This window comes from Pedobacter heparinus DSM 2366 (genome assembly GCF_000023825.1).
In the GTDB taxonomy this organism is placed as follows: Bacteria; Bacteroidota; Bacteroidia; order Sphingobacteriales; family Sphingobacteriaceae; genus Pedobacter; species Pedobacter heparinus.
In genome coordinates this window covers 1772016-1795993 of the sequence record NC_013061.1, presented here as the reverse complement: position 1 = coordinate 1795993, position 23978 = coordinate 1772016, and the positions used below count along the sequence as shown (strand labels likewise).

General features: G+C 42.6%; 18 protein-coding genes and 1 other RNA gene. 13 read left to right on the top strand and 6 right to left on the bottom strand.

Features of this window, described 5'->3' with window-relative positions:
• The first annotated feature begins 12 nt into the window (after positions 1 to 12).
• Genes PHEP_RS07565 through aroC form a run of 3 tightly spaced genes read left to right on the top strand, consistent with a single transcriptional unit; the run spans position 13 to position 3536 of the window.
• The gene (locus tag PHEP_RS07565; protein ID WP_015807341.1) at positions 13 to 1152 is read left to right on the top strand and encodes a chorismate mutase; all 1140 of its coding nucleotides are present in this window, start codon (positions 13 to 15) and stop codon (positions 1150 to 1152) included.
• Positions 1153 to 1154: 2 nt separating this feature from the next.
• A complete protein-coding gene (gene aroA, locus PHEP_RS07560) occupies positions 1155 to 2414 on the top strand; it encodes a 3-phosphoshikimate 1-carboxyvinyltransferase (protein WP_015807340.1) in 1260 nt (419 codons plus the stop codon).
• 33 nt (positions 2415 to 2447) lie between these two features.
• Entirely contained in the window at positions 2448 to 3536 is a 1089-nt protein-coding gene (gene aroC / locus PHEP_RS07555) for a chorismate synthase (protein ID WP_015807339.1), read from the top strand.
• Positions 3537 to 3566: 30 nt separating this feature from the next.
• On the opposite strand, the gene PHEP_RS07550 is transcribed toward aroC, so the two are convergent.
• A complete protein-coding gene (locus PHEP_RS07550; protein WP_015807338.1) occupies positions 3567 to 5990 on the bottom strand; it encodes an alpha-ketoacid dehydrogenase subunit alpha/beta in 2424 nt (807 codons plus the stop codon).
• 131 nt (positions 5991 to 6121) lie between these two features.
• On the opposite strand from PHEP_RS07550, the gene PHEP_RS07545 reads away from it, so the two are divergent.
• From PHEP_RS07545 to ssrA, 3 genes are all read left to right on the top strand, one after another.
• Entirely contained in the window at positions 6122 to 6514 is a 393-nt protein-coding gene (locus tag PHEP_RS07545) for a DUF1573 domain-containing protein (protein ID WP_015807337.1), read from the top strand.
• 134 nt (positions 6515 to 6648) lie between these two features.
• Positions 6649 to 7851: a pyridoxal phosphate-dependent aminotransferase gene (locus PHEP_RS07540; RefSeq protein ID WP_015807336.1), complete on the top strand. Its 1203-nt coding sequence runs from the start codon at positions 6649 to 6651 to the stop codon at positions 7849 to 7851.
• A gap of 70 nt (positions 7852 to 7921) precedes the next feature.
• Positions 7922 to 8288, top strand: a transfer-messenger RNA (tmRNA) gene (gene ssrA / locus PHEP_RS21880).
• A 56-nt stretch (positions 8289 to 8344) separates the two neighbouring features.
• On the opposite strand, the gene PHEP_RS07535 is transcribed toward ssrA, so the two are convergent.
• From PHEP_RS07535 to PHEP_RS07525, 3 genes are read right to left on the bottom strand one after another with little or no spacing between them, the layout of a single operon-like run.
• On the bottom strand, positions 8345 to 9634 hold the full coding sequence (locus PHEP_RS07535; protein ID WP_015807334.1) for a glucuronyl esterase domain-containing protein: 1290 nt from the start codon (positions 9632 to 9634) through the stop codon (positions 8345 to 8347).
• 10 nt (positions 9635 to 9644) lie between these two features.
• Positions 9645 to 10733 carry an SGNH/GDSL hydrolase family protein gene (locus tag PHEP_RS07530; RefSeq protein WP_015807333.1) on the bottom strand — a complete coding sequence of 363 codons (1089 nt, stop codon included), beginning with the start codon at positions 10731 to 10733 and terminating at the stop codon, positions 9645 to 9647.
• A 4-nt stretch (positions 10734 to 10737) separates the two neighbouring features.
• Positions 10738 to 11781, bottom strand: a complete 1044-nt coding sequence (locus PHEP_RS07525) for an MBL fold metallo-hydrolase (protein ID WP_081436842.1) — start codon at positions 11779 to 11781, stop codon at positions 10738 to 10740.
• A gap of 230 nt (positions 11782 to 12011) precedes the next feature.
• Here PHEP_RS07525 and PHEP_RS07520 point away from each other — a divergent pair, with 230 nt between their 5' ends.
• The 6 genes from PHEP_RS07520 to PHEP_RS07495 all read left to right on the top strand — a co-directional run bounded on the left by PHEP_RS07520 (position 12012) and on the right by PHEP_RS07495 (position 21455).
• Positions 12012 to 12593: an RNA polymerase sigma factor gene (locus PHEP_RS07520; protein WP_015807331.1), complete on the top strand. Its 582-nt coding sequence runs from the start codon at positions 12012 to 12014 to the stop codon at positions 12591 to 12593.
• Positions 12594 to 12677: 84 nt separating this feature from the next.
• Positions 12678 to 13805, top strand: coding sequence for a FecR family protein (locus tag PHEP_RS07515; protein WP_015807330.1), 1128 nt, complete (start codon positions 12678 to 12680; stop codon positions 13803 to 13805).
• Positions 13806 to 13932: 127 nt separating this feature from the next.
• Positions 13933 to 17424 (top strand): TonB-dependent receptor, encoded by a 3492-nt coding sequence (locus PHEP_RS07510; protein ID WP_015807329.1) that lies wholly within the window; start codon positions 13933 to 13935, stop codon positions 17422 to 17424.
• Positions 17425 to 17433: 9 nt separating this feature from the next.
• A complete protein-coding gene (locus PHEP_RS07505; protein WP_015807328.1) occupies positions 17434 to 18993 on the top strand; it encodes a RagB/SusD family nutrient uptake outer membrane protein in 1560 nt (519 codons plus the stop codon).
• A 15-nt stretch (positions 18994 to 19008) separates the two neighbouring features.
• Positions 19009 to 19947 carry a DUF5017 domain-containing protein gene (locus PHEP_RS07500; RefSeq protein WP_015807327.1) on the top strand — a complete coding sequence of 313 codons (939 nt, stop codon included), beginning with the start codon at positions 19009 to 19011 and terminating at the stop codon, positions 19945 to 19947.
• Positions 19944 to 21455 carry a metallophosphoesterase family protein gene (locus PHEP_RS07495; RefSeq protein WP_015807326.1) on the top strand — a complete coding sequence of 504 codons (1512 nt, stop codon included), beginning with the start codon at positions 19944 to 19946 and terminating at the stop codon, positions 21453 to 21455. The genes PHEP_RS07500 and PHEP_RS07495 overlap by 4 nt, the downstream gene beginning before the upstream one ends.
• 21 nt (positions 21456 to 21476) lie before the next feature.
• Here the strand turns inward: PHEP_RS07495 and PHEP_RS07490 are convergent, their stop codons facing one another.
• The gene (locus PHEP_RS07490; protein ID WP_015807325.1) at positions 21477 to 22370 is read right to left on the bottom strand and encodes an aminoglycoside 6-adenylyltransferase; all 894 of its coding nucleotides are present in this window, start codon (positions 22368 to 22370) and stop codon (positions 21477 to 21479) included.
• 120 nt (positions 22371 to 22490) lie between these two features.
• Entirely contained in the window at positions 22491 to 22799 is a 309-nt protein-coding gene (locus tag PHEP_RS07485; protein WP_015807324.1) for a hypothetical protein, read from the bottom strand.
• 136 nt (positions 22800 to 22935) lie between these two features.
• Here PHEP_RS07485 and PHEP_RS07480 point away from each other — a divergent pair, with 136 nt between their 5' ends.
• Positions 22936 to 23952, top strand: a complete 1017-nt coding sequence (locus PHEP_RS07480) for a hypothetical protein (protein WP_015807323.1) — start codon at positions 22936 to 22938, stop codon at positions 23950 to 23952.
• Positions 23953 to 23978 lie beyond the last annotated feature (26 nt).

Sequence of the window (23978 nt, the reverse complement as noted above, 5' to 3'; positions counted from 1 at the left end):
AACCCCAACAAAATGAAACTACAATTGAACATCCAGCCATTAAATACATGGCTTAACATCAACAATGAACCGCTCATCATTTCAGGGCCCTGCAGTGCAGAAACTGAAGAACAACTGTTAACCACCGCACACTTACTTGCAGCAACAGGAAAGGTATCTGTATTAAGGGCCGGTATCTGGAAACCACGCACCCGTCCGGGAGAATTTGAAGGTATAGGCAGCATTGGTCTGGAATGGCTGAAAAGAGCAAAAGCAGAAACCGGCCTGCCTACTGCCGTAGAAGTTGCAAATGCTAAACACGTGGAAGAGGCCCTGGCTGCAGGAGTAGATATTTTATGGATCGGCGCACGTTCTACTGTTAACCCCTTTACTGTTCAGGAAATTGCTGATGCTTTAAAAGGAGTGGATATCCCTGTGTTGGTAAAAAACCCGGTAAACCCTGACCTGCAATTGTGGATTGGTGCTTTAGAGCGCATCAACGGTGCTGGTATTACTAAATTAGGTGCCATTCACCGCGGCTTCTCTTCCTTCGAAAAGAGTTCTTTCCGTAACGAACCTATGTGGGAGCTTGCCATTCAATTGAAAACTTTATGTCCAGAACTGCCGATCATCAACGATCCAAGCCATATCTGCGGTAACCGTGAACTGATCCCTTACATCTCTCAAAAAGCATTGGACCTGGATATGCAAGGCTTAATGATCGAGTCGCACGTAGATCCTTCAGTGGCATGGACAGATGCAAAACAACAGGTTACCCCCGCTGCTTTAGCTGAACTGGCTGACCGTTTAACTGTTCGTGAACCAGAATCTAAAAATGAAGCGATTACAGATCAACTGGCCGAATTCCGTAAACAAATTGACAAAATTGACGACCTGTTGTTACAGAAACTGGGTGAGCGTATGGCCATAGTAGGCAAAATCGGTGAATACAAACGCGATAACCAGGTAACCATTTTACAGGTTAACCGTTGGGATGCCATTATTAAAAAAGGTGCCTCATTTGCAAAAGCCTTAAAACTGGATTTAAACTTTACAGAAAAATTCCTGGAACTCGTTCATGGAGAATCTATCCGCAAACAAACTGAGATCATGAATGCTGGTAAAGCAGAAAAAGGCATTGCAGCAGAAGCACATACAGAAGTTAAATCTTAACAATGAGTAAAAACGCAATTGTTTCTTTTAAAGGGATTAAAGATATAAATGCTGAAATAGCCTTAACCGGCTCAAAAAGCGAAAGCAACAGGGCACTAATCATCAGTGCCCTGTCTGAAGGACTGGTTAAAGTTGACAATTTATCGGATGCGGTTGACACCGTAACCCTGAATAACATCCTTAAGGCCATCGGAAAAGAAAATGACCCGGATACTTTTTTTTCTGTAGATGTAGGACATGCGGGCACAGCAATGCGTTTTCTAACTGCCTATTTATCCATTACCAGGGGCATGTTTTACCTGACCGGCTCAGGCAGAATGAAAGAGCGTCCGATAAAATTATTGGTTGAAGCTTTACAAAAACTAGGTGCAGGCATCAAATATTCAGGACAAGATGGTTTTCCTCCGCTGGAAATCAATAAAGATTTTAGGCAGGCCAGCCGGATAGTCAAAATTCAGGGAAACATCAGCAGCCAGTACTTATCCGCGCTTTTAATGATCGCCCCTTCTCTTCCATTGGGTTTATCTTTAGAAATTGAAGGTGAATTAACTTCGCGCCCCTACCTGGAAATGACCTTAAGTATGCTACAGGATGCAGGAATTGAACACCGATGGGACAACAATACCATTCATATTGATCAACAGCCTTTTAAAGCTGCCGAATTGATTGTAGAACCTGACTGGAGTGCGGCCTCTTACTGGTACAGCATTGCAGCCCTGGCCGATCATGCGGAAATAACCTTACCCAACTTAAAGCAAAAAAGTTTACAGGGTGACAGTAAGATCAGGGACATTATGGTTGCATTTGGCGTGCGTACTTCCAGTATTCCTAATGGCATTGCCCTAAAATCCGGTACTTCTGTAGCAATAACCGAAGTATTGAACCTGAAGGACTGCCCCGACCTAGCCCAGACCATTATTGTATGCGCTGCCGCAAAAGGATTGAACCTTTCGTTTACAGGACTGGAAACACTTAAGATAAAAGAAACCAACAGGATATTGGCGCTGCAACAGGAACTGATCAAAATAGGAGTAGTTTTAAAGGAAGAGAATGAAGTATATACTTTAAATTGCGATCAGCTAAGTTTTCCTGAAAAAGTAACTTTTGCTACTTATGACGATCACCGTATGGCTATGGCTTTTGCACCCTTAAGTTTCTTTATCAAAGAAATAGAGATGGAAGATTATCAGGTTGTGGAAAAGTCATATCCTGATTACTGGAAAGACCTGGAGAAAGCGGGATTTGAAATCCAGGAAATTTAATCTTAAACCTAAAATCATAAACTGTAAATCAACATGGCAGGCAATACATTTGGTCAATTATTTCGCATTACCACTTTTGGTGAATCTCATGGTGTAGCCATTGGTGTTATTTTAGATGGTTGTCCGGCTCAATTACCTATCGACCTGGATTTTATCCAGTCAGAATTGGATAAACGCAGACCCGGACAGTCAAAAATTACAACACAACGTAAAGAAAGTGATACCGTACAGGTGCTTTCCGGAACGTTTGAAGGTAAAAGCACAGGAACCCCCATAGCTATGCTGATCCCTAATGAGGACCAGCGGAGCAAAGATTATAGTCACAATACCGATGTTTACCGTCCCTCACATGCAGATTATACTTATGATGCCAAATATGGCATTCGCGATCATAGAGGCGGAGGACGCTCATCTGCAAGGGAAACCGCTGCCCGTGTAGCAGCTGGAGCAATTGCCAAACTATTGTTAAAACAGTATGGGGTTGAGGTCTTTGCACATGTATCTGCAGTGGGCCAAATCCAGGCGCCTAATCTTGCCCAGGATGATATAGCAGCGTTACTGTCCATCAGGGAGGATAATATTGCCCGCTGCGCAGATCCGGCTACAGCCCATCAGATGATTGAATTTATTGACAGTGTAAGAAAAGATGGCGATACCGTTGGCGGCAAAGTGAGCTGCATCATAAAAAACTGCCCTGTAGGACTGGGAGAACCTGTATTTGATAAGCTGCATGCCGACCTGGGTAAAGCAATGCTCAGCATCAATGCTGTTCATGGCTTTGAATATGGCTCTGGTTTTAGTGGAAGTGAAATGAGGGGTTCGGAACACAATGATATTTTTCTGGCCAATGAGGGTCAGCCCAAAACACTCACCAATTTTTCCGGTGGCATTCAGGGTGGTATTTCCAATGGTATGGAAATCAATTTTACAGTAGCCTTTAAACCGGTTGCCACCATTATGCACAATCAGCAAACCATTAATGCTGCAGGTGAGGCAGCTGAAATTAAAGGAAAAGGCAGACATGACCCATGTGTGGTACCAAGGGCAGTAGTTATTGTAGAGGCAATGGCTGCACTGGTACTGGCAGATCATCTGCTCAGAAACAAAACAAGCAGGCTATAACCTGCTTGTTTTGTTTCCTTATATTACGCTCTAGTATATAGCCGGATATTTACCCGGGTTGCTCTCGTTCATCATAGCATAAACAACCTCTATTACATCATCAACAGAAGGTTTACTGAAATAATCCCCGTCAGAACCATAAGGAGGGCGATGCGCTTTGGCACTCAATGTTCGCGGTTGTCCATCCAGGTGATAATAACCATTCTGCACTTCCAGTATCTGTTGCAGTAAAAATGCAGTTCCGCCTCCAGGTACATCCTCATCCACAACCAGTAACTTATTTGTTCTTGCCAAAGACTGTGCACAGAGCTGATCGGTATCAAAAGGCAATAAGGTCTGGGGATCAACAATTTCAATAGAGATACCCAATTGGGCAAGTTCTTCTGCCGCTTCCTCCACAATTCTTAAAGTAGAACCATAAGAAACAACAGTTAAATCACTGCCTTCCCTGATCACTTCGGCCTTACCCAAAGGCACGGTATATTCACCAACATTTTCAGGTAACTTTTCTTTCAGGCGGTAACCGTTCAGGCATTCTATGAGCAGTGCAGGTTCATCAGATCTGAAAAGGGTATTATACATTCCCGCTGCCTGGGTCATGTTGCGGGGCACACAGATATGCAGCCCCCTTAAAGAACCCAGGATCATCCCTATTGGAGAACCTGAATGCCATACACCCTCCAGCCGGTGCCCACGCGTTCTAATGATCACCGGTGCTTTTTGTCCGGCTTTGGTACGGTACGACAAACTTGCGAGGTCATCACTCAGAATATTTAAAGCATATAGCAGGTAATCCAGGTACTGGATTTCGGCAATCGGGCGTAAGCCACGCAATGCCAGGCCTATGCCCTGTCCTATTATGGTCATTTCCCTGATTCCGGTATCGGTAATCCTCAGTTCTCCATATTTTGCCTGTAAGCCGGCAAAGCCCTGGTTCACATCCCCAATTGCGCCTAAATCTTCTCCAAAAGCAACCAAACGCTGGTCACGTGCAAAATTGGCGTCAAAACAAGCATTCAGCAGCTCACGGCCATCAACCATTTTGCTGAGTTCGTTGTATGCTGGTTTCAATTCATTGACCAGCATAGGGCTTTCAGCACCATCTGTAAATAATTTTGAATGGTAACGGTCTTCATTCAGTCCGGCCTGATCATTATACCAGTCCAGCAATTCATTTCTGGCAGCAGAAGGCTGGCTTATGGATAACCGTAAAGCCTTTCTTGCCGAAGAAATAACCTCCCTTCTTTGCGCATCAGGTGTACTGACCAGAACACTGGCAATTTTGATCAATGCAGGATCACCATTGGCAACATTGTTTATGGCAGTAACAACCAGGTCTTTTTCTGCTTTTATAGAAGCTAAAAATTCATTCCAGGCTTCTTTTTGGGTTTCACGAACAAATTTCTTGGCGGTATTTTCCAGTTCAAGGATTTCCTCTTCAGAGATAATTGCCGATTCCAGCATCCATTTGCGCATCTGAAGGATACAATCGTACTCTTTTTCCCATTCTAAACGGTCTTTATCTTTGTAACGTTCATGAGAACCTGAAGTAGAGTGGCCCTGCGGCTGGGTAACTTCGGTAACATGGATCAGCACCGGCACGTGTTCGCTCCTGCAAACATCAATGGCACGCTGATAGGTTTCGCACAATGCCGGATAATCCCAGCCCCTTACTTTATATATTTCATAGCCTTCAACTTTTTCATCACGCTGAAAGCCCTTTAAAATTTCAGAGATATCTTCTTTTGTAGTCTGGTATTTTGCAGGTACTGAAATGCCATAAGCATCATCCCAAACAGACATCGCCATGGGTATCTGTAAAACACCGGCTGCATTAATGGCTTCAAAAAATACACCTTCGGATGTAGAAGCATTGCCAATGGTACCAAAAGCCACCTCATTGCCATTGACCGAAAAATTCTTTAAATATTCCAGTTCAGGATTTTGCCTGTATAATTTCGAGGCATATGCCAGACCAACTAACCTGGCCATTTGTCCACCTGTTGGTGCAATATCCGAGGAGGAATTTTTTATATCCGTTAAATCTTTCCAGCTACCGTCTTCATTTAAAGAACGGGTTGCAAAATGGCAGTTCATTTGCCGGCCTGCCGATGCAGGATCTGCCTCCACACTGGGATTGGCATATAACTGGGCAAAGAATTCTTTAATGGTACAGATGCCCGCTGCAAAAGCAAAAGTCTGGTCCCTGTAATAACCTGAGCGCCAGTCGCCATTCTTAAAAGCCTTCGCCATTGCAATTTGCGGAAGCTCTTTACCATCGCCAAAAATTCCAAACTTTGCCTTACCTGTCAACACTTCCTTTCGGCCCAATAAACTAGCCTGTCTACTCTCTACAGCTATTTTATAATCATTTATAACAATAGTTTTGAAGTCATCAAAACTTAACTCCGAAGCGTCGATAGGGTTTGTGGTAAGTTTACTATTTGGCATCATAAGCAATTCAATTATGCGGCAAAGATACATAAAATCTAAAGTATGACTTAACAGTGTATCGTAATTAATATAATGGAATACTTTTTGTTTTATGAATGAAAACATTAAATTTGTTTTAAAACAACATTAAAATGAAAAAGCTAATTCTGTTATTTACGTTAATCTTAGGTATAAGTGTTGCTGCTAACGCTCAATCAAAACCTGCCGAATTCAAGTTTGACAAGGAGAGTCATGACTTTGGAAAAATTCCGCTTAACAAGCCTGCAACAATAGAATTTAAATTCACTAATATCGGTGATCAGCCCCTTATTATTACCAAGGTAGAGACTACCTGTGGATGTACAGTTCCTGAGTATACACAAACGCCGGTTAAAAAAGGTGATTCAGGTGTAATTAAAGTTACTTATAACCCAACTGGTGCTGCACTTCCTTTCAGCAAAAGTATTACCATTACTTCAAATGCAAAAACTACTACTAAAGTTTTATACATTAAAGGAGAAACTGTGGCAGCGGCCAGCAAATAGCATTTCAAAAAGATATTTTGATTAAAACCTCGTTAATCAACGAGGTTTTTTAATTTTGTACCTTCTCAAAAAAAACTAACTTATTAATCCACCCCTGGGGGTGGCAATTGTAGACTGAATTTTAATTTTGCACAATGCCAGACATTTCGGAAAAAGGGCTGCTCATGCCCGCTTCACCAATAAGAAAACTAACCCCTTATGCGGATCAGGCAAAAAAAACAGGTAAAAAAGTATACCACCTGAATATTGGCCAGCCAGACATTGCAACGCCTGAAGGGATGCTGAATGCCATTAAAAATATAGATTTCAATGTTTGGGCCTATACGCCCTCGGAAGGAACATTAACTTACCGTACCAAACTCGCAGATTATTACAATAAGCTAGGGTATAACATTACACCAGAGGATATCCTGGTTACAGTTGGTGGCTCTGAGGCCATTACCATTGCCATGCAGACCTGTGTTAACGAAGGTGATGAAATCATTATTCCCGAACCTTTTTATGCAAATTACAATGGTTTTGCCTGTATGAGCAATGTTGTGGTAAAACCTATATTGTCACATATCGAAAATGGTTTTGCCCTTCCTCCTATTGCCGATTTTGAAAAACTCATTACTGCAAAAACCAAGGCCATTATCATTTGCAACCCAAATAATCCTACCGGTTATTTATATTCAAAAGAAGAATTAGAAGCTTTAAAAGCATTGTGCTTAAAATATGACCTCTTCCTGCTCTCCGATGAAGCCTACCGGGAGTTTTGCTACGACGGCAGGGAATTTATCTCTCCGGCACACTTAAATGGGTTGGAACAGCATGTGGTGATATTGGATACCGTTTCCAAACGTTATAGCGCCTGTGGAGCCAGATTGGGCTGTTTAATTACTAAAAACAAAGCCGTTATCCAGGCGGGGCTAAAGTTTGCACAGGCCAGGTTAAGTCCGGGTATGGTAGAACAAATTGCCGGAACCGCTGCTGTAGACACCCCCGACAGTTACTTCGAAGCAGTAAATAAAGAATATACTTTACGCAGGGATACACTTGTAAAAAGATTGAATGCGATGGATGGCGTATTTTGCCCGAATCCGGGTGGTGCATTTTATGTAGTTGCCAAATTGCCGATTGACGATGCCGATCAGTTCTGCCAATGGATACTGGAAAGCTTTAATCACCAGGGCGAAACTGTCATGATGGCACCTGCTACAGGTTTTTATTCGACAGCGGGTTCAGGAAAAAACGAAGTCAGAATGGCTTATGTACTTAATACTGAAGACCTTAATAGGGCTATGGACTGCCTTGACATTGCTTTAAAGCAATATCCTGGTCGTAAAATGGCATAATTTTCGTATCTTTGTATGCTGATGGACAAGGAAAAGTTTAATCCCTGAGCATCAGCATACTTAATGGGATGGGGCCGTTTTGGATTTGACAGGGTGAAGCTAAGTATGTTAGCATGCAGTGCGTTGTACGGAGAGCACTTAAAAGAGAACGTTCACACTATAATTGGCGAAAATAACTACGCCTTAGCTGCCTAATTTAGAATTAGCCTAGCTTTTGTCCCTCTAACTGCTGCGATGTTAGGTTAGAATATGGGGCATCGTAATAACAACGCTGGCAATTGTAAGGTACGATACAGTTGCGAGATAAAGTACCTAAGGTGAACGGTTAGGTCGGTTTCCAGCCCGCCAGATCCCTACAATTAATTGGAAAATAAGCATGTAGAAGGCATAATTTATCGCACAACTGGACAAGGGTTCGAACCCCTTCGGCTCCACATGACGGGGAAACGGTAAGTTTCCCCGTTTTCATTGGCGATCAACAAGCCATTCATTTCTACTTCAAATATAGATCTGCGAAATTGATGTATTGCTCCCAATCGTATTTAGTAATATCATGCTTACCTGTTCTTTTATGGTAACCCAATACTCCCGCCCTAACCGGGGTATCGGTAGCAGGAGGGTTACGATCTTTAAAAGTTTCAAAACCATACAATTTATAAATGTCACCTGCATAAAAGAGTGCTGTATATTCTCCTACCGGATCTGCCCATAAATCTTCCGATGCGCTTGCTACATAGAGTGGTCTAGGTGCAATCAAGGCCATTAATTCATGGAAATCTATCGGTAACGACGCTTCCTTATCATTATATTTTTTAAAATTATCAGCAAACCAATGAGGGAAGGAAGTATTGATTCTTTTAATTGTCTCACCAAATTTCCGCCTGGTAATTGCGGCTCCACCTTCGCCTGAATTGTTAGAAATTACCATCGCAAACCGCTTGTCCTGTGCCCCGGCCCAAAGTGCCGCTTTACCCAATCTGGAATGACCAATTACCGCCACTTTTTTGGCATTAACTGAGGGATCTTTTTCCAAATAATCCAGTGCTCTGCTCAAACCCCAGGCCCAAATTCCGATTGCCCCCCATTGCGAACTATCCGGTTTGAGTTCTTTTTGAGGATCGTACCATTTATTAAAATCATCAGGTAACGAATAAATGTCTTTTCTATCCAACTGCAAATCTCCATAATAAGCTGTTGCTACGCCATATCCGCTAGATAAAATGAGTTCAACATTCCAGCGTCCCTCTGATCTTGCCCTACTTTTTTCATTGGCTATACCCGCTGAACTAAAACCAGGTTCACCGGCAAATCTTGTCCAGTATTTCGTAATGGTTATCCCGGTGTCTGTATTCATTTCCTGGTTGCCGGAAAAATTGAGCCCTAAAAACACTGGAACTGGCTCCTTGATCTGATTAGGGGTATATATAATGAGGTTCAACTGCCTCGCACCTTTACTTTTTGAAAGCAAGATCTGTACTTCTTTTCGTGTTGCAATGCCATTTAGTGCATTTTTGTTTACGCTGACTATCCGATAAGGGAGTGCTGCCGAACTAGCCATTGTTTTGCCATATACTTCTTCGGCAAAAGTTTTTAAAAGCTCAGGGCGCCTGCTATTCTCCCATTCCTTTGTTGTTTTAACCTGCTTACCATTGTTGAGTCTCAGCAATGCCGGAAGTGTATAGTTTTCAACTTTACTTTCATCCTGAAGATAATCTTTTTTTGTTTGCGCCAGACAAAAAGATAGCTGGAAATAGCAAAGGGATATTATAATTGTATTTTTCATTGACTATAAATTATAAAATTGTTTTTAATGTCTTCGCCACTGTTTCAGCCAGCCGCATAAAACCAAGGTCAGTAAGATGGGTCCCATCAACAGACGATTCATGGTCGTCCCCGTTCAAAGTTTCAGTGGATAAATAATATAACTGTTTCTCTCCATCTTTAAGCAGCTTTTTATAAGCAGTCTTAAATTCCACATTCTGTTGTTTTACCTTCGCCTGCGACTCCAAATCCCAGAAAGTCCTTTCACGGGTAATGCTTTCAATCATCACAATGGGCGTATTGGGTCTCAATGTGCGTAGTTTTTTTACAAATGGATAAGTTCTTTCTTTTATTTCCTGAGGGCTAGGATTCGGCACACAATCCAGCACATACACATCCGCCGGAATCCTGGCCACTGCCTCGGCCAGTTCAATTTCTATTTTACCACTACCATTAAAGCCTAAATTAATAGTCTCCACCCCTAATCTTCTCGATAAAATTGAAGTATAGGTCATACCCGGACGAGAAGCAGCTGTGCCCTGTGTGATGCTCGATCCATAAATAACTACCCGCTTTTTGGGTACGAAACGCGCATCGGCAGGCTTGATGGTAGCCAAAGGATCAATACCAATTTCCACCTGGGTGGGCTCCGATCCTATGGGCAAGTATAGCCTGTAATGGGTCATCTTTCCGGCCATTGCTTTTACAATCACATCGGTATTAACTTCCGACCTGGGGATTCCGATTCCTACGTGTTGCCAATAGGTACCATTCCAGCCATATAGGTCCAGCCCACACGATGACACAGCGGTCATGGTAGGTATCGTCCTGTATTTGGCAATTTTCCACTTTACAGCAATGCTTTTCGAATCGGTCTGAAACATAATATTTATGCCCGACGACCAGTGCGCCAGGGCTTGCACTGTTGCAGGCAGGGGCACCCGGCCAGTACTATCCACCCGCTGATAATCACTGGTATTTAAAGGCCATTGCCCGTTTTTTGTGAGTGTTTGTGCATCGGTATATATATAGGCTGCTTTTGCTGCCTTTTTCTGTGCGGAAACCGAGCTGACCGCAGCTAAGCTGAACAGGACGAGTATCGGGTATATCTGGATTTTCATAAAGCTATGGGTATAAATAGTGTTCACCCCAGGTCATCATCAGCGTGGGTGTTTTAAATTTTTTAATAAGTCTGAAATGTAACCAGTACGGCCCGCGGTGATCAATGGTATGGCCCAGTTCATTCTGGTGACTGCTGATCACGAGCCTTGGACGGATACTTTCGTCCACTGTCTGCTGAAAGTTATCTATAAAGGAATTCACTAGCAAAACGTCTATCTTTTGCAGCTCATGCACTTTTCGTAACCAGGGCAAGTCCCGCTTAGCGTGCTGGTCCCCGGTATGCATAATCGTATATCCCTCCGGCATGGTTACCGCGTAAAGGTTATTTAATATCTCTCCCTGATGTCCCGGATAAACGTTCGCAGCCAACATCCGGCCATTTTTTAATTTTAGTTTCGTACGCAGCAAAGTAGTGTCTCTAAGCACTTTGATATACGACGATTCCCCTTCCCATAAGCCAGGCGGGGTATAAACAACTTTCTGCTGTGCTGCAAACAGCCTGGCCACCCTAAGATCGGCATGGTCGGGATGTTGGTGACTCACAAATAATACATCGCAATGATCTGCAATTTCCTTCATTTGCATAGCGTTTACTAAGACTCCTTCCGGAATTTTGGCCAACGCCCTGATATTCCGCAGTACCAGGTCAAACCCGATGGTCACAGTAGCCGTTCTGATCACAAAACCATGGTTGTACAACTTAATGATCTGAATTCCTTTTTTAGGAGCTGGCTTCCGAAGTGCCGTCAATGCCAGTTCATACCGGTCTTTTATAAAACTCCTGAGCGCATTGGTCGAATCCAGCCTCGTATCATGCAGTATTCCATCAATTTCATACAACGCCAGCCTCCTTTCCGATGAAGCTTTATTTATACTGGGGGGATATTTTTTCAATACTTGTTGGATCACTGCGCTCAATGAATCGGTCTGTTCTTCCAGCATTCCCGGAATATTACCAAAATAATTCTTCGGCACAGATTGTGAAAACCCCATTAATCCCCAAAAAAGCATCAATAGTACCAATCCTGCAATTCGGCTTATCTTCATATTTATTTTTTACAACCTATGTAGGGATACTCGCGTCTTGGTGGTAGAGATTTCGTAAAAATTTAATAATTATAAATTAACATACTCCGGTTAACTTTGAGCCATACAGCAACCATACTTTACCACAAATAGAATTACTTCAGGATAATGGCAATATTAAATGTAATAAATTACTTTGTGTGTTTCAGGGAATTAAGTAAATTCGGGTACGGGCACAATAGAACCATTTAATGAATTTATATAGAAATCTTTCAGATCATGAACTGGTTGAACTGTTAAAATCAGCTGATGACGCTGCTTATGAAGAAATATACAAACGATACTGGGCGCTATTGTTTCGCCATGCCTGCAAAATACTCCATAATGAAGATGAAGCTAAAGATGTTGTACAGGATCTGTTTACGGCACTTTGGACCAAAAGACGGGAAATAAACCTCAACAGCTCACTTTCCTCCTATCTCTATTCGGCAATAAGATATAAAATATTCGATCTCATCGATAAACATAAAGTACGCAGTCGATACCTGGCTTCACTGGAAAGTTTTATCCAGGAAGGGCAATATTCGTCTGAAGATGCTATCCGGGAAAAACAACTCGCGGTCTTGATTGAAAAGGAAATTGCAGGCCTACCCGAAAAAATGAGAGAAGTCTTTGAACTGAGCCGCAAAAGCAATCTCTCTCATAAAGAAATCGCTAAAAAAATGGGCATCTCCGATCAGACTGTTAAAAAACAGATCTATAACGCCATCAAAATTCTTCGCCCAAAGTTCGGCTTGTTCCTCATCATCCTTCGTTTTTTTAGCGCCAATTAAAAAAATATTTTTTTCTTCTACCACCTATGACGTAGCTAACCTATTTATAGATATAGCAACAGTACAAATACAGTAAATCTATAGATGGAAAATAAAAATGCAGATCAGCTCCTTAAAAAATACCTCGAGGGAACCTGTACACCCGATGAGAAAGCGATCATAGAGAGCTGGTATGAAAAAGAAACTCAGAACAGAATAGCTCTCCCCGGTAATGATACAGACTTGGCAAGCCTGGAAGATGAAATATGGACTGAACTGCAAAAAAGAACTAAAAAACAATCCAGACCTGTATGGTACCCTTACGCTGCTGCTGCTGCTGTGATCGCCCTGATCTTTTCCGTCCTGCATTTTGTTGATTTCGGCAGCCTCAAGTCGTCCGAAACTATCTTCAGCCAAAACAAGATCGCTCCGGGTGCTAATAAAGCCTTACTAGTGCTCGCCGATGGTTCCGAAATCGATCTTAGCGATGCCAAATCCGGGCTACTCAGCAAACAGGCCGGTGTACGCATCAAAAAAGCAGCCGATGGTCAGCTCGTTTATGAGCTCCTCCCTACTGCATCCGAAGTTTCACCCGGGTCCTACAATACATTGGTTACCCCTAAAGGCGGGCAATTTCAGGTAAACCTGCCAGATGGCACCAGGGTCTGGTTAAACGCATCCTCATCCATAAAGTTCCCTACCATATTCAATCGTAATGAGCGCCTTGTTGAAGTTACCGGAGAAGCTTATTTTGAAGTATCTAAAAACAGACAGCTTCCTTTTAAAGTACAAACTGCCAGTCAGCTTATAGAAGTACTGGGCACACATTTCAATGTCAACGCTTATGCAGATGAAGAAAGTACAAAAACTACCCTGCTGGAGGGTTCTGTAAAAGTAAGCCAGGCGGGCGGCAGCTCCGGAATCATTCTCAAGCCTGGCGAACAATCTATCTTACTCAAAGGCACATTCAGCACCACTTCCGTTCAGCAGGAAGAGGCCATAGCCTGGAAAAATGGTTATTTTCAGTTCAGCGGTGAAGACATCGGCATGATCATGCGTAAAATAGCACGCTGGTATAATGTAGAGATCGTTTATCATAAAGATTTTGTCAATCAAAGATTTTCAGGTACTATATCCAGGTTTGAGGAAGTCTCCAAAGTACTCCGGATGCTCGAACTTACGGGTTCCGTTCATTTTAAGACCGAAGGAAGGAGGATTGTCGTGATGCCATAAGCTTTACTTTATATCACCTTTCCCATAAAAAAGCCGGGAGTGCTTGCAACCACCCACCGGCAAAAGTTTGGGAATAGTTTCCATTGATGTGTTACAACAAATTTAACCAACCAAACCATCCAAATATATGAAATTTTACAAGCTATTGAAGCATACTGCAGCGTATGCTTCACTTGCAGGTCTGTCGGGTAGTGGCTCTTCTCCCGTTAAGCTCAATCAAGCAAACAAAACCAAATGGGTTATGAGAATTAAATTAACATGTTTTTTACTGTTACTGGGATTGATTCAGGTAAGTGCAGCAAGCTTTGCACAGAAAGTAAGCTTATCACTAAAAAATGTCACATTAGCCAATGTCCTATCCAATATAAAACAACAAACGGGCTATAACTTTCTATACAATTTGGATATGCTCAGCAAGCTGCCGCACATAGATATAGAAGTGCAGAACCAACAGTTAACTGCAGTACTTGAAAAATGCTTTGCCAATCAGCCCCTCACCTTTGTGATTGAAGAAAACACCGTGATCATAAAACCAAAAACAGCAGACGGCCGGATTTTGGCCGTTGAAATTAAAGGGCGGGTAACAGATCCCAATGGTCAGCCGCTCCCCGGGGTAAGCGTAAAGCTAAAAGGAAGCAACATAGGGATAACAACAGGAAGTACGGGACATTACCTTATCAAAGTTCCCGATGCCAATGGTACCCTCCTGTTCTCCTATGTGGGATTTGTTCCCCTCGAGCTTAACATTAACGGAAAAACAGAACTGAACGTCATATTAAAGGAGGAACAGACCAGACTGGACGAGGTTTTAGTGGTAGGTTATGGTGAAGTCAGCCGCAAAGACCTGACAGGCTCAGTAGGTTCGGTCAACATGGCGGACATACAAAAAGCACCGGTACGTTCATTTGATGAGGCCCTTGCTGGTCGGGTAGCAGGTGTACAGGTAACCTCTGTTGACGGTCAGCCCGGTTCAAACATCAACATCGTCATCAGGGGCGCAAACTCCATTACCGGTACCAATGCCCCTCTATATGTTATTGATGGCTTTCCTCTTGAAGATTCCGATAACAACGCCATCAATCCCGACGATATCGAATCTATTGAAGTATTAAAAGATGCTTCCGCTACTGCCATCTATGGTGCACGGGGTGCCAATGGTGTCATCATTATTACTACTAAAACTGGTAAAGAAGGGACATCCTCCATCACCTATAACGGTTACTATGGGCAGCAGGAGGTATTGGAGCGAATGGAGCTTTTCGACTCCTACGAATTTGTAAAATACCAGTCGGAACGCTATCCAGGTACGGTTTCAGACTTATATTTTAACAGTTCAAGACCAAATCTCGAGTCTTACAGATTGGTACCGGCAGCAGACTGGCAAAGTAAATTGTTCAGGGTAGCCCCTATGCAGAACCACAGTTTAGCAGTATTGGGGGGTACCGGTAAAACAAAGTACTCCATCTCTGGTAACATCCTTAATCAGGATGGTGTGATGGTCAGTTCCGGCTACAATCGCTACCAGGGGCGTTTCCGCCTAGATCAAAAAGTAAACGATAAGTTAACCGTAAGTGGCAATGTTAACTACAGTGCCCTGAAAAAATTCGGGGGTTCACCAGTTCCCGAAAGTGGTAGTTTCCAGTCCAGCGCACTCATGTACAGCGTTTGGGGCTATCGTCCTGTAGTGGGTAATCCCAACATCGATATTGAGGAGGAAAGTATCGATCAGGACATTGACCTGGTTAATGATAAACGTTTCAACCCCCTTCAGAATTATCAGAATCAGCTTCGGGAGCAGTACACCAATATCTTAAATGCAAATGCCTATGCCGAATACAAATGGAATGCTTTTAAATTAAAGGTCTCTGGTGGTGTAACACGCTCAGCAAGGCGTTCCGATTCATTTGACAATTCACTTACCGGCTCAGGAAGTCCTTTAACACCTCAGGGAATTGCCAATGGTGTAAATGGCGGGGTATCTTATCTGGAAACCAACAACTATCTGAATGAAAATACCCTAAGCTATAGCAAAACGTTTGCAAAGCGCCATAAAGTGTCGGCAGTTGCCGGATTTACCATTCAGGGCAGAAGCTCAAATGGCTTCGGTGCCTATGCAACACTGGTACCCAATGAACTGCTTGGTGTATCCGGACTGGATGAAGGATCTCCAAAAAGTATCTCCTCCAATTCTACCTCCAATACACTGGCCTCTTTCCTTGGAAGGATAAACTATAGCTACAGATCCAGATACCTGGCAACCCTTTCTTTCCGGGCTGATGGCTCCTCTAAATTTGCTCCAGGCAATAAATGGGGATATTTTCCTTCAGGGGCCCTCTCCTGGCGCATCAGTGAAGAGGAATTCATGAAGTCTCTTAAATTCATTTCCGATGCCAAATTGAGGGCAAGTATAGGCGCAACCGGAAACAACAGAGTATCTGATTTCGCCTACATGTCTACCTTAAATCTGCCCAATTCGGCCATTTATGCATTTAACAATGCATCGGTTAAAGGTTTAATTCCAACTGCATTGGGAAACATCAACCTGATCTGGGAAACCACCGTACAGAGCGACCTTGGGCTCGACCTGAGCCTGTTCAAAAACAGGGCGATACTCACGGTCGACCTGTATCGGAAAACGACCAAAGACCTATTGCTCAATGCCAATTTACCACCCTCACTCGGATTTGCCAGGTCTTATAAAAATGTAGGAAGGGTGCGTAACGATGGATTGGAAGTCAGCCTTGAAACCACCAACATTTCAAACAGCAAATTTACCTGGTCCAGTCAGTTCAACATCTCCTTCAACCGCAATAAAGTCCTCGAACTCACTGAAAACCAGGAAGCCCTGGTTAGTATGATCAACTGGGAAACCAGCTATAAATCCCTTCCCCCTTACATAGCCAAAATCGGCCAGCCCATTGGCATGTTTTACGGACTGATCTGGGAGGGCAACTATCAATACGCAGATTTCGATCAACTCCCCTCCGGTAAATATATCCTTAAATCAGAGATTCCCACCAACGGAAATCCCCGCGAAGACATTCAGCCAGGCGACATCAAATACAAAGACCTGAATGGCGACGGCGTTGCCGATTTGTCCGACTATACCATTATCGGAAACCCTAACCCCAATTTCAATTTCGGCTTTTCCAATAACTTTGCCTATAAAGGCTTCGATCTTGGTGTTTTTCTGCAGGGAGCCTATGGCGTCGATATCATGAATACCAACAGGCTGGTGTTTGAAGGATTTGGCCGGGCTTCACAGAACATGTTCGCAACCTATATCAACCGCTGGACACCCGAAAACCAAAACAACACCTATTACAGGACCCTTGGATACGGACCTGCAGCTTATTCCAGCAGGGTTGTTGAAGATGGATCATATCTGCGCCTGAAAACGGTATCGCTCGGCTATAAATTCCCTTCAAAACTACTAAACAAGTATAGCATCAAAGGATTAAGGCTGTATTGCTCCGCTCAGAATATCTATACCTGGACCAAATATCAGGGCTATGATCCAGAAGTTTCCGCTTACGATTCGGCACTTACACCGGGCTTCGACTGGTCGGTATACCCCCGCGCAAGAACATTAACATTCGGTCTTAACCTTACTTTATAAACTCACGTGATGAAAACAAAATATTTACTATCGCTCATCGCTATCCTTGTAGTCATGGCTTCCTGCAAGCGTTACCTGGATGTAAAACCTACAGATTTTACTACACCTGAAACCTATTACAATACGGAAAAAGAACTGGATCAGGCGCTCACCGGCGTTTACAGTGCTTTGAATAATAGAGGTACCTTTAGCCGTAACCTGGTCTATGAATTTGCCCATGGTTCAGACGAAGGTTTTTATAAACGTTCCGCTGAAGCAGTAAACCCGAGGGTGTATAACCATGATGCCTCAAATGCACTTGTTGCCGAAACCTGGTCTGCCTTGTATGCCGGTATCAACAATGCCAACCTCCTTCTTGCCAATATCGATCACCCCCAAATGGACGAAAAAGTCCGTGGCCGCATTCGTGGGGAAGCCCTGTTTTTACGCGCTTTCCTTTATTTTCAACTTGTGCACCTCTGGGGTGATGTACCTTTGATCTTAACGCCTACCCTTTCAGGCGAAAATGTCAATAATCCCCGCACGCCACAAAAAGTAATATATGACCAGATTTTATCAGATATGACCACCGCAGAAGGACTGGTAGGGAACATAAAAGACTTTGGTTTCCCAGGGAGGGTAAGCAAAACAGCAGTTCAAGGGATTCTGGCTAGGGTGTGCCTGAAAATGGCCGGTGAACCATTAAAAGAGGTATCCAAATTTACGGAAGCGAAAGAATGGGCTGATAAGGTCATCAAATCAGGCACACATAAATTAGCTTCGGGTTATGCACAAATCTTCATTAACCATACACAAGACCTCTATGACATTGACGAAAACATCTGGGAAGTTGAGTTTACCGGCAACGGATTAACAGACCCCACAAAAACAGGCGGCTGGTTCGCTAAAAAATTCTCGGTTAGGAACACCAGTTCAGAACTCTATGGTTATGGGGAAATTGGTGCAACTGCTACACTATACCTGAAATATGACGACATCCATGACGTTCGTAAAAACCGCAACATTGCCACTTATTATTTCAGGACCAATGGAAGCACTATGCTGTCCGATACACTACAATATGCCCCAACAGCAATATATGCCAGGGAAACCGGTAAATGGCGTATCCAGGACGAGACCAGTACACAGCGTAGCCCTGACTTTGGTCCGACAAACTTCCCCTTGTTACGCTATTCAGATGTGCTCTTAATGTTCGCAGAAGCAGAAAATGAAGTAAATGGCCCTACACAGGTTGCACTTGACGCCATCAACCTGGTAAGAGCAAGAGCTAAAGCCAGAAACTTCATTTCTGCAGATGCCCCCTCCAAAGAAGCCCTTAGGCGCATCATTCAAGATGAACGCAGCAGAGAACTGTGCTATGAAGGTCTGCGTAAATTCGACCTCGTCAGATGGGGTATCTTCATGGACGTGATGAAAGACGTTGAGGCCGACATACTCAGCAATGCGCCAAGTAACATGCAATACAGTGCCTATGGTTATACTAACGTAAAGGTTCGGAATCTCCTCCTTCCGATACCATCAATAGAGCTGAGTTTAAACAACAGTATGAGACAAAACCCAGGATTTTAATAAAAACCTTATCCAATGAAACACAATCAGTTAAAAGGAAAATTAGTACTTCTTTTGGTCTTATTTACAATAAGCTGCAAAAAGAATGAGGTACCGCAACCAAGCTTTGATGTAAAGGTTCCAAAAAGCACATATAGAGTTGGCGAACCTGTACCATTTACATTTGATGGGAATCCGGATTTTATCTCTTTTTACTCCGGGCAATTTGGCAATGACTATGCCTTTAGCAATGGTAGAATTATGGATATCAAAACCTTCAGTATGTCATTCCAGACACGGCTACAGGCTGGCGGACAAAATAAACAACTTTCCGTCCTCATCTCTTCAAACTATAACGGAGAAAAAAACATTTCAGCCGTCAACTCGGCTAGCTGGACTGACCTGACCAGTTCATTTTCATTCTCTCTAACCACTCTGGATTACTTCAGTTCCGGAGAATTAAACCTATCGTCTATCGTTACCGATAAAACTAAACCCCTTTATGTAGCATTTCGCTATATTACCTTACCCCAAACCACGGCCAACGGAGTTTATAGAAACACTGTCGTACGCAACTTTTTGTTCAATACAAAAACGGATGCAGGCACCAGTGTAGCCATGGACCAGTTATCAGCCGGATGGTCCTTATTAGAAGAGGGTCCGATTCTGGAATCGGGTAGAAATTCAGTAAATGCCAGCAGCGGGCTGATCACCCTTCGGGGTAACATCACTGCAGCAGGAAAACTCGTGCAGACAGAAATATGGGCTATCAGTAAACCGGTTAATTTGAACGCTATCGATCTGGGCCCCGACAGAGGTACGGCGATTAAAGGAATATCTGAACCGGTTCCGTCTGTTTATAATTTTACCTATACAACTCCGGGAACTTATAAAGTTGTGTTTTCTGCGGCTAATTCAAGATTATACGGAGAGAAATCTATTACTAAAGAAGCAAACATCACCATAACACCATGAGCACAAAAAATCCGATCAGACAGTTGTTATTCACATTATTTTGCCTGCTTGGCCTCAGTGCCGGCGCACAATCTTTTTTACCGGCCGGAAGTATTGTTTATCCTTTCCGTGCCTCGCCCCTCATTGCACAAACCGGCAACCAGTTTCACATCCTGTACAACAATAGTGGCGAACGAAATATTGATTCCATTGTACTCAAAGGTCCTTACAGCCGGGTCAAAGTTAAAATTGACTCCGTATTAAAAGGCCGCTTTGAATACGACTCGTATACCCATATGTATACCAATAATAAGATCTGGGTCAGTATCCCGGCCAACAGCCCGGAAGACATGTATGATCTTTTGGTTTACTCGGCAGGAGAAATCAATATTTCCAGACGTTCTGTTAAACTGGTTAAAACCTTCCCCTCAAAGCACAGCTTTATCCATATATCCGATACACACGTCTCGCGGAACTGGGTCGGATCTGCCCAAAATGGTTATGCCGAGGAACTTCAGCTGCTGGACAAATTTATCACTGTTGCCAACATCATCGCACCCGATTTTGTGATTGTTACCGGTGATCTTATCCACGATTACACCCGGTTCAACAAAGATCTCAGAGGCTGGGGTGGCGATACCGTGAAGAGCTATGTTAAACTGCCTACCGTTGAAGAAAAGTTCAGAAACTATTTTGAAGGTGCCAAAGGATACAGAGGGGTGCAGCACATCAATGCACCGGTATTCTCTGTTCCCGGCAACCATGATTTTTATGGCATGAAAGAAACCGATTATCCGGCAAAAGCCGCACAATGGAATACCCTATGTGGCATGCGCGTATTTGGAATGGCCTTTGCCGGCACACGCTTTCTTTTTATGGACGATTACCTGGGTGACCCAGTTGTGGACATACCAGACAAAAAGCCCCTGTCGGGCCTCCAGGGTAAGCAGCTTTTGAAATTTCTGGAAACTCATGGAAAAGGTGAACTCCGGATCATCGCACAACACAAGCAAAACCGTGCTGATACAGCTTTTCTAAACCAGCAAAAAGTAAAACTTATCGTTAACGGCCATATCCATACGCCACACGTAGACACATTAGGTAAAACCCCAACTATCAGAATGCGTCCTGGTGTAGTTTGCCGCAGCGGGGAGGCACATCGCTGGGAACTCATACTAGGTCTTTTCCGGATTATCCGAATCGATGGTGATTCCTTTACTTTTACTGAACCCTTGCGGTTCTGTTCCAACCCTATCGAAGCTTACGATAAGATCAAGCTGAACCTAACCCTCAATTATAAGGGTGACAATACTGGTAAAAGCACGTACAACGAAGCTTTAATAGCCAATAAACTGCCAGAGAACCTCCCAGGCTGCCGGGTTCGTTTTGTGATGAAGAAAGGAAACTATACAGTTACAGGGGGCAGAATACGTCAAACTTTTAACAGTGGTAAATTGTCAATAGTTGATGTGGATACAGATGTAAATGCAACAACCAGCAAAAAAGTGAGCATTAAACCAAAAAAATAGTTTAACTCCACCAATTGATTCCTACAAAGAATATATCTTATTGGAATTTTTAGGCAGCAGTTTAACGTGCTGTAAATAATCGGCGATGCGTTGATGCTCATCCAATGGGTACGCAACGCCTAGTTGTTCAGTAACGTTATTGGCAATTTTTTGAAACAGTTCCATGGTCATGAATAATGAGTTCCAGGTCTCTTTAACATCTGTAGTTTGATAAGTTTGGATCAGTTCGGCATAAAATTCCGGTTCAAGATATTCCTTGTAAAACTTCCCGGATTTACCGGGATTTACCAAAAACTGATGGCGAAATGCAATATCCCAATCCATCATCTGCATTAATGCAGTTTGAATTACATGGTAGTATAAATAATTAACATATGGAAGCTGTTCCCGCCAGATGCCCTTTGCAAGTCCTGCACAGGTATACAAAAACTCGTTGCAGCAATCGTTAAATGCCCTTACCGATGGTCTGCTGATCAGATAACTTTTATCACTGGCTGCATCAAGTGCGTTTAAGCTGGCCATATCATCCTTATCCAATAATACCTTGCAAAGGCTGTCTGTAAGAAAATGCTGCAGGTTTTCAACCGGAACTAATATCAAGTCTATCCGGTTTCCATCAGTAAATTGCATTAAATAGGAAAATGCGCCCTCTAACTCAGGTGCCGGCGGATACAGTTCCATATCTTCAGGCATTTGAAGGATCATCCGTTCACCAAAAACATCGATCCAGGTATGATCCCGGAGAAAGGGATCAAGACTTTTAACCACATAAATTATGTCATAATCCTGAAAGATGTCCGTTGCGACATTAGGATTTGCCCGGGAACCGTTCAGTAACACGGCCCGAACCTCCGGATGGTCTGTTGCAACATCCAAAATTAATTTCATCATTTTCTGTTCACTTCTGCTGATCATAACACATTAGGCATTAAACTACACACGGTTAAAGATAGCTTTTTAAAATAATTGAGGCCTAATACAGAACTGGTAATCACTTTTAGGTTCTTCCCCACTTTTGGTGGTAGTTATTGATTTCTAGAACATTCGGGGCGTAACAAAATAAGCAGCAACAAGCGCTATTATTCCTATTAAAAGCAGTTTAAGATACATCTTTCGGTCAATTGGTGTTTTGCTCAGAAAACAAGCGATCAACATCCAGATCATCCACACGGTAATACAGGCAAAAAGCACCAAACCATAAATAAGGCCAGACAGATCATAGGCTCCGCCACCAGTCTGTCCGCCAGATTGACCATCATGCAGTACCAAAGTCAAGATGCCAAAAGGAACAATAAGAAAAGCTAATCTTAAAATTAATTTTTTATTTGTTTTGATTATGGACATAGGTATTATTGGTTACAGATGTGGTGATATTTAGTAGCCTAAATTTATAAAAAAACTAAACACCAAACTTAACTTTAGCAAACATTTGAAAATCAATGAGGCATAATTATTGCATATCGACTAAAAAACTTTCACTATGCCTATTTTTAAAAACGCTATTTTAGCTTTCTCACTTATTTTTCTAGTATCCAGTTGCAGTGAATCCAATAAAAAAATCAGCGCAGAAATAGAGGAAGTAAATCCTAAGCTTACCAGCTCGAACTTTGTAAAAACCCTTCTTAGTTCGGTAAAACATTCTTCTAATGAGCCCTTTTTTTACTTATTTGTAAGCCACGAAGCCTGTTATTTCGAGTTATTGGTTAATGGCTTACCAGTATATCATAATTATAACCTGGGACAAACTGTTACGCCCATTGATATTTATTCTGCAATAAACAAAAGTGGTAAGCAAACCATTACCTATAAATTATACCCGCAAACGGAAAGCCAGCAGGGAGAAGGCGTTAAAACATTAGTAGATTTTACCAATATAAAAATAGAAGTGTTTAAGCGCAACAAGGCTGATACCGGAAAAAATGCCTTTGTAAGCGAGAAACCAGTACTAACCCATACCAGCTTAACCGAAGCTGATGGTAAAACCTTTATAGGGAAGGGAAAAGATTATTATGAATATAGTTTTACTTTTGATGCTACTGTGCCCTATGAAAATACAGGCTGGGAAAACAGTACTGATTTAAGTAAAATGGATCAGAAAGAACTACTGACCAAAACAGAAAATGCCTACAAGCAGGTTTGGCAAATGCAAAATGATGAAAAAGTTGATGATTTTTTTGCCCTCCTATTTAATAGAGAAAAAGAAAATGCACAATGTGAGTACAGTACTAAAAATGATTTAGAGGAATCTTTAGAAAACTACAAAATACCCCTATCAGCAAAAAACTACAAGATGCAGAAACTAGAGAATTATAAGATGGTTTTATATGGTGGGGGGCGATTGGTCCGTTTGGAGCAAACTTCTGTTGATAAAAGGTTAAGAAGTGAATCGGCACTATGGGCAAAATACAAAGATGAGGATGGTAATGTGATCGCAAATTTCATCAGTCTTTACCTACATATTCCCAAAGGCAAAACAAATTTTGAAATTATAAGATAGGAATAGCGATAGGCTGAACAGGGTAT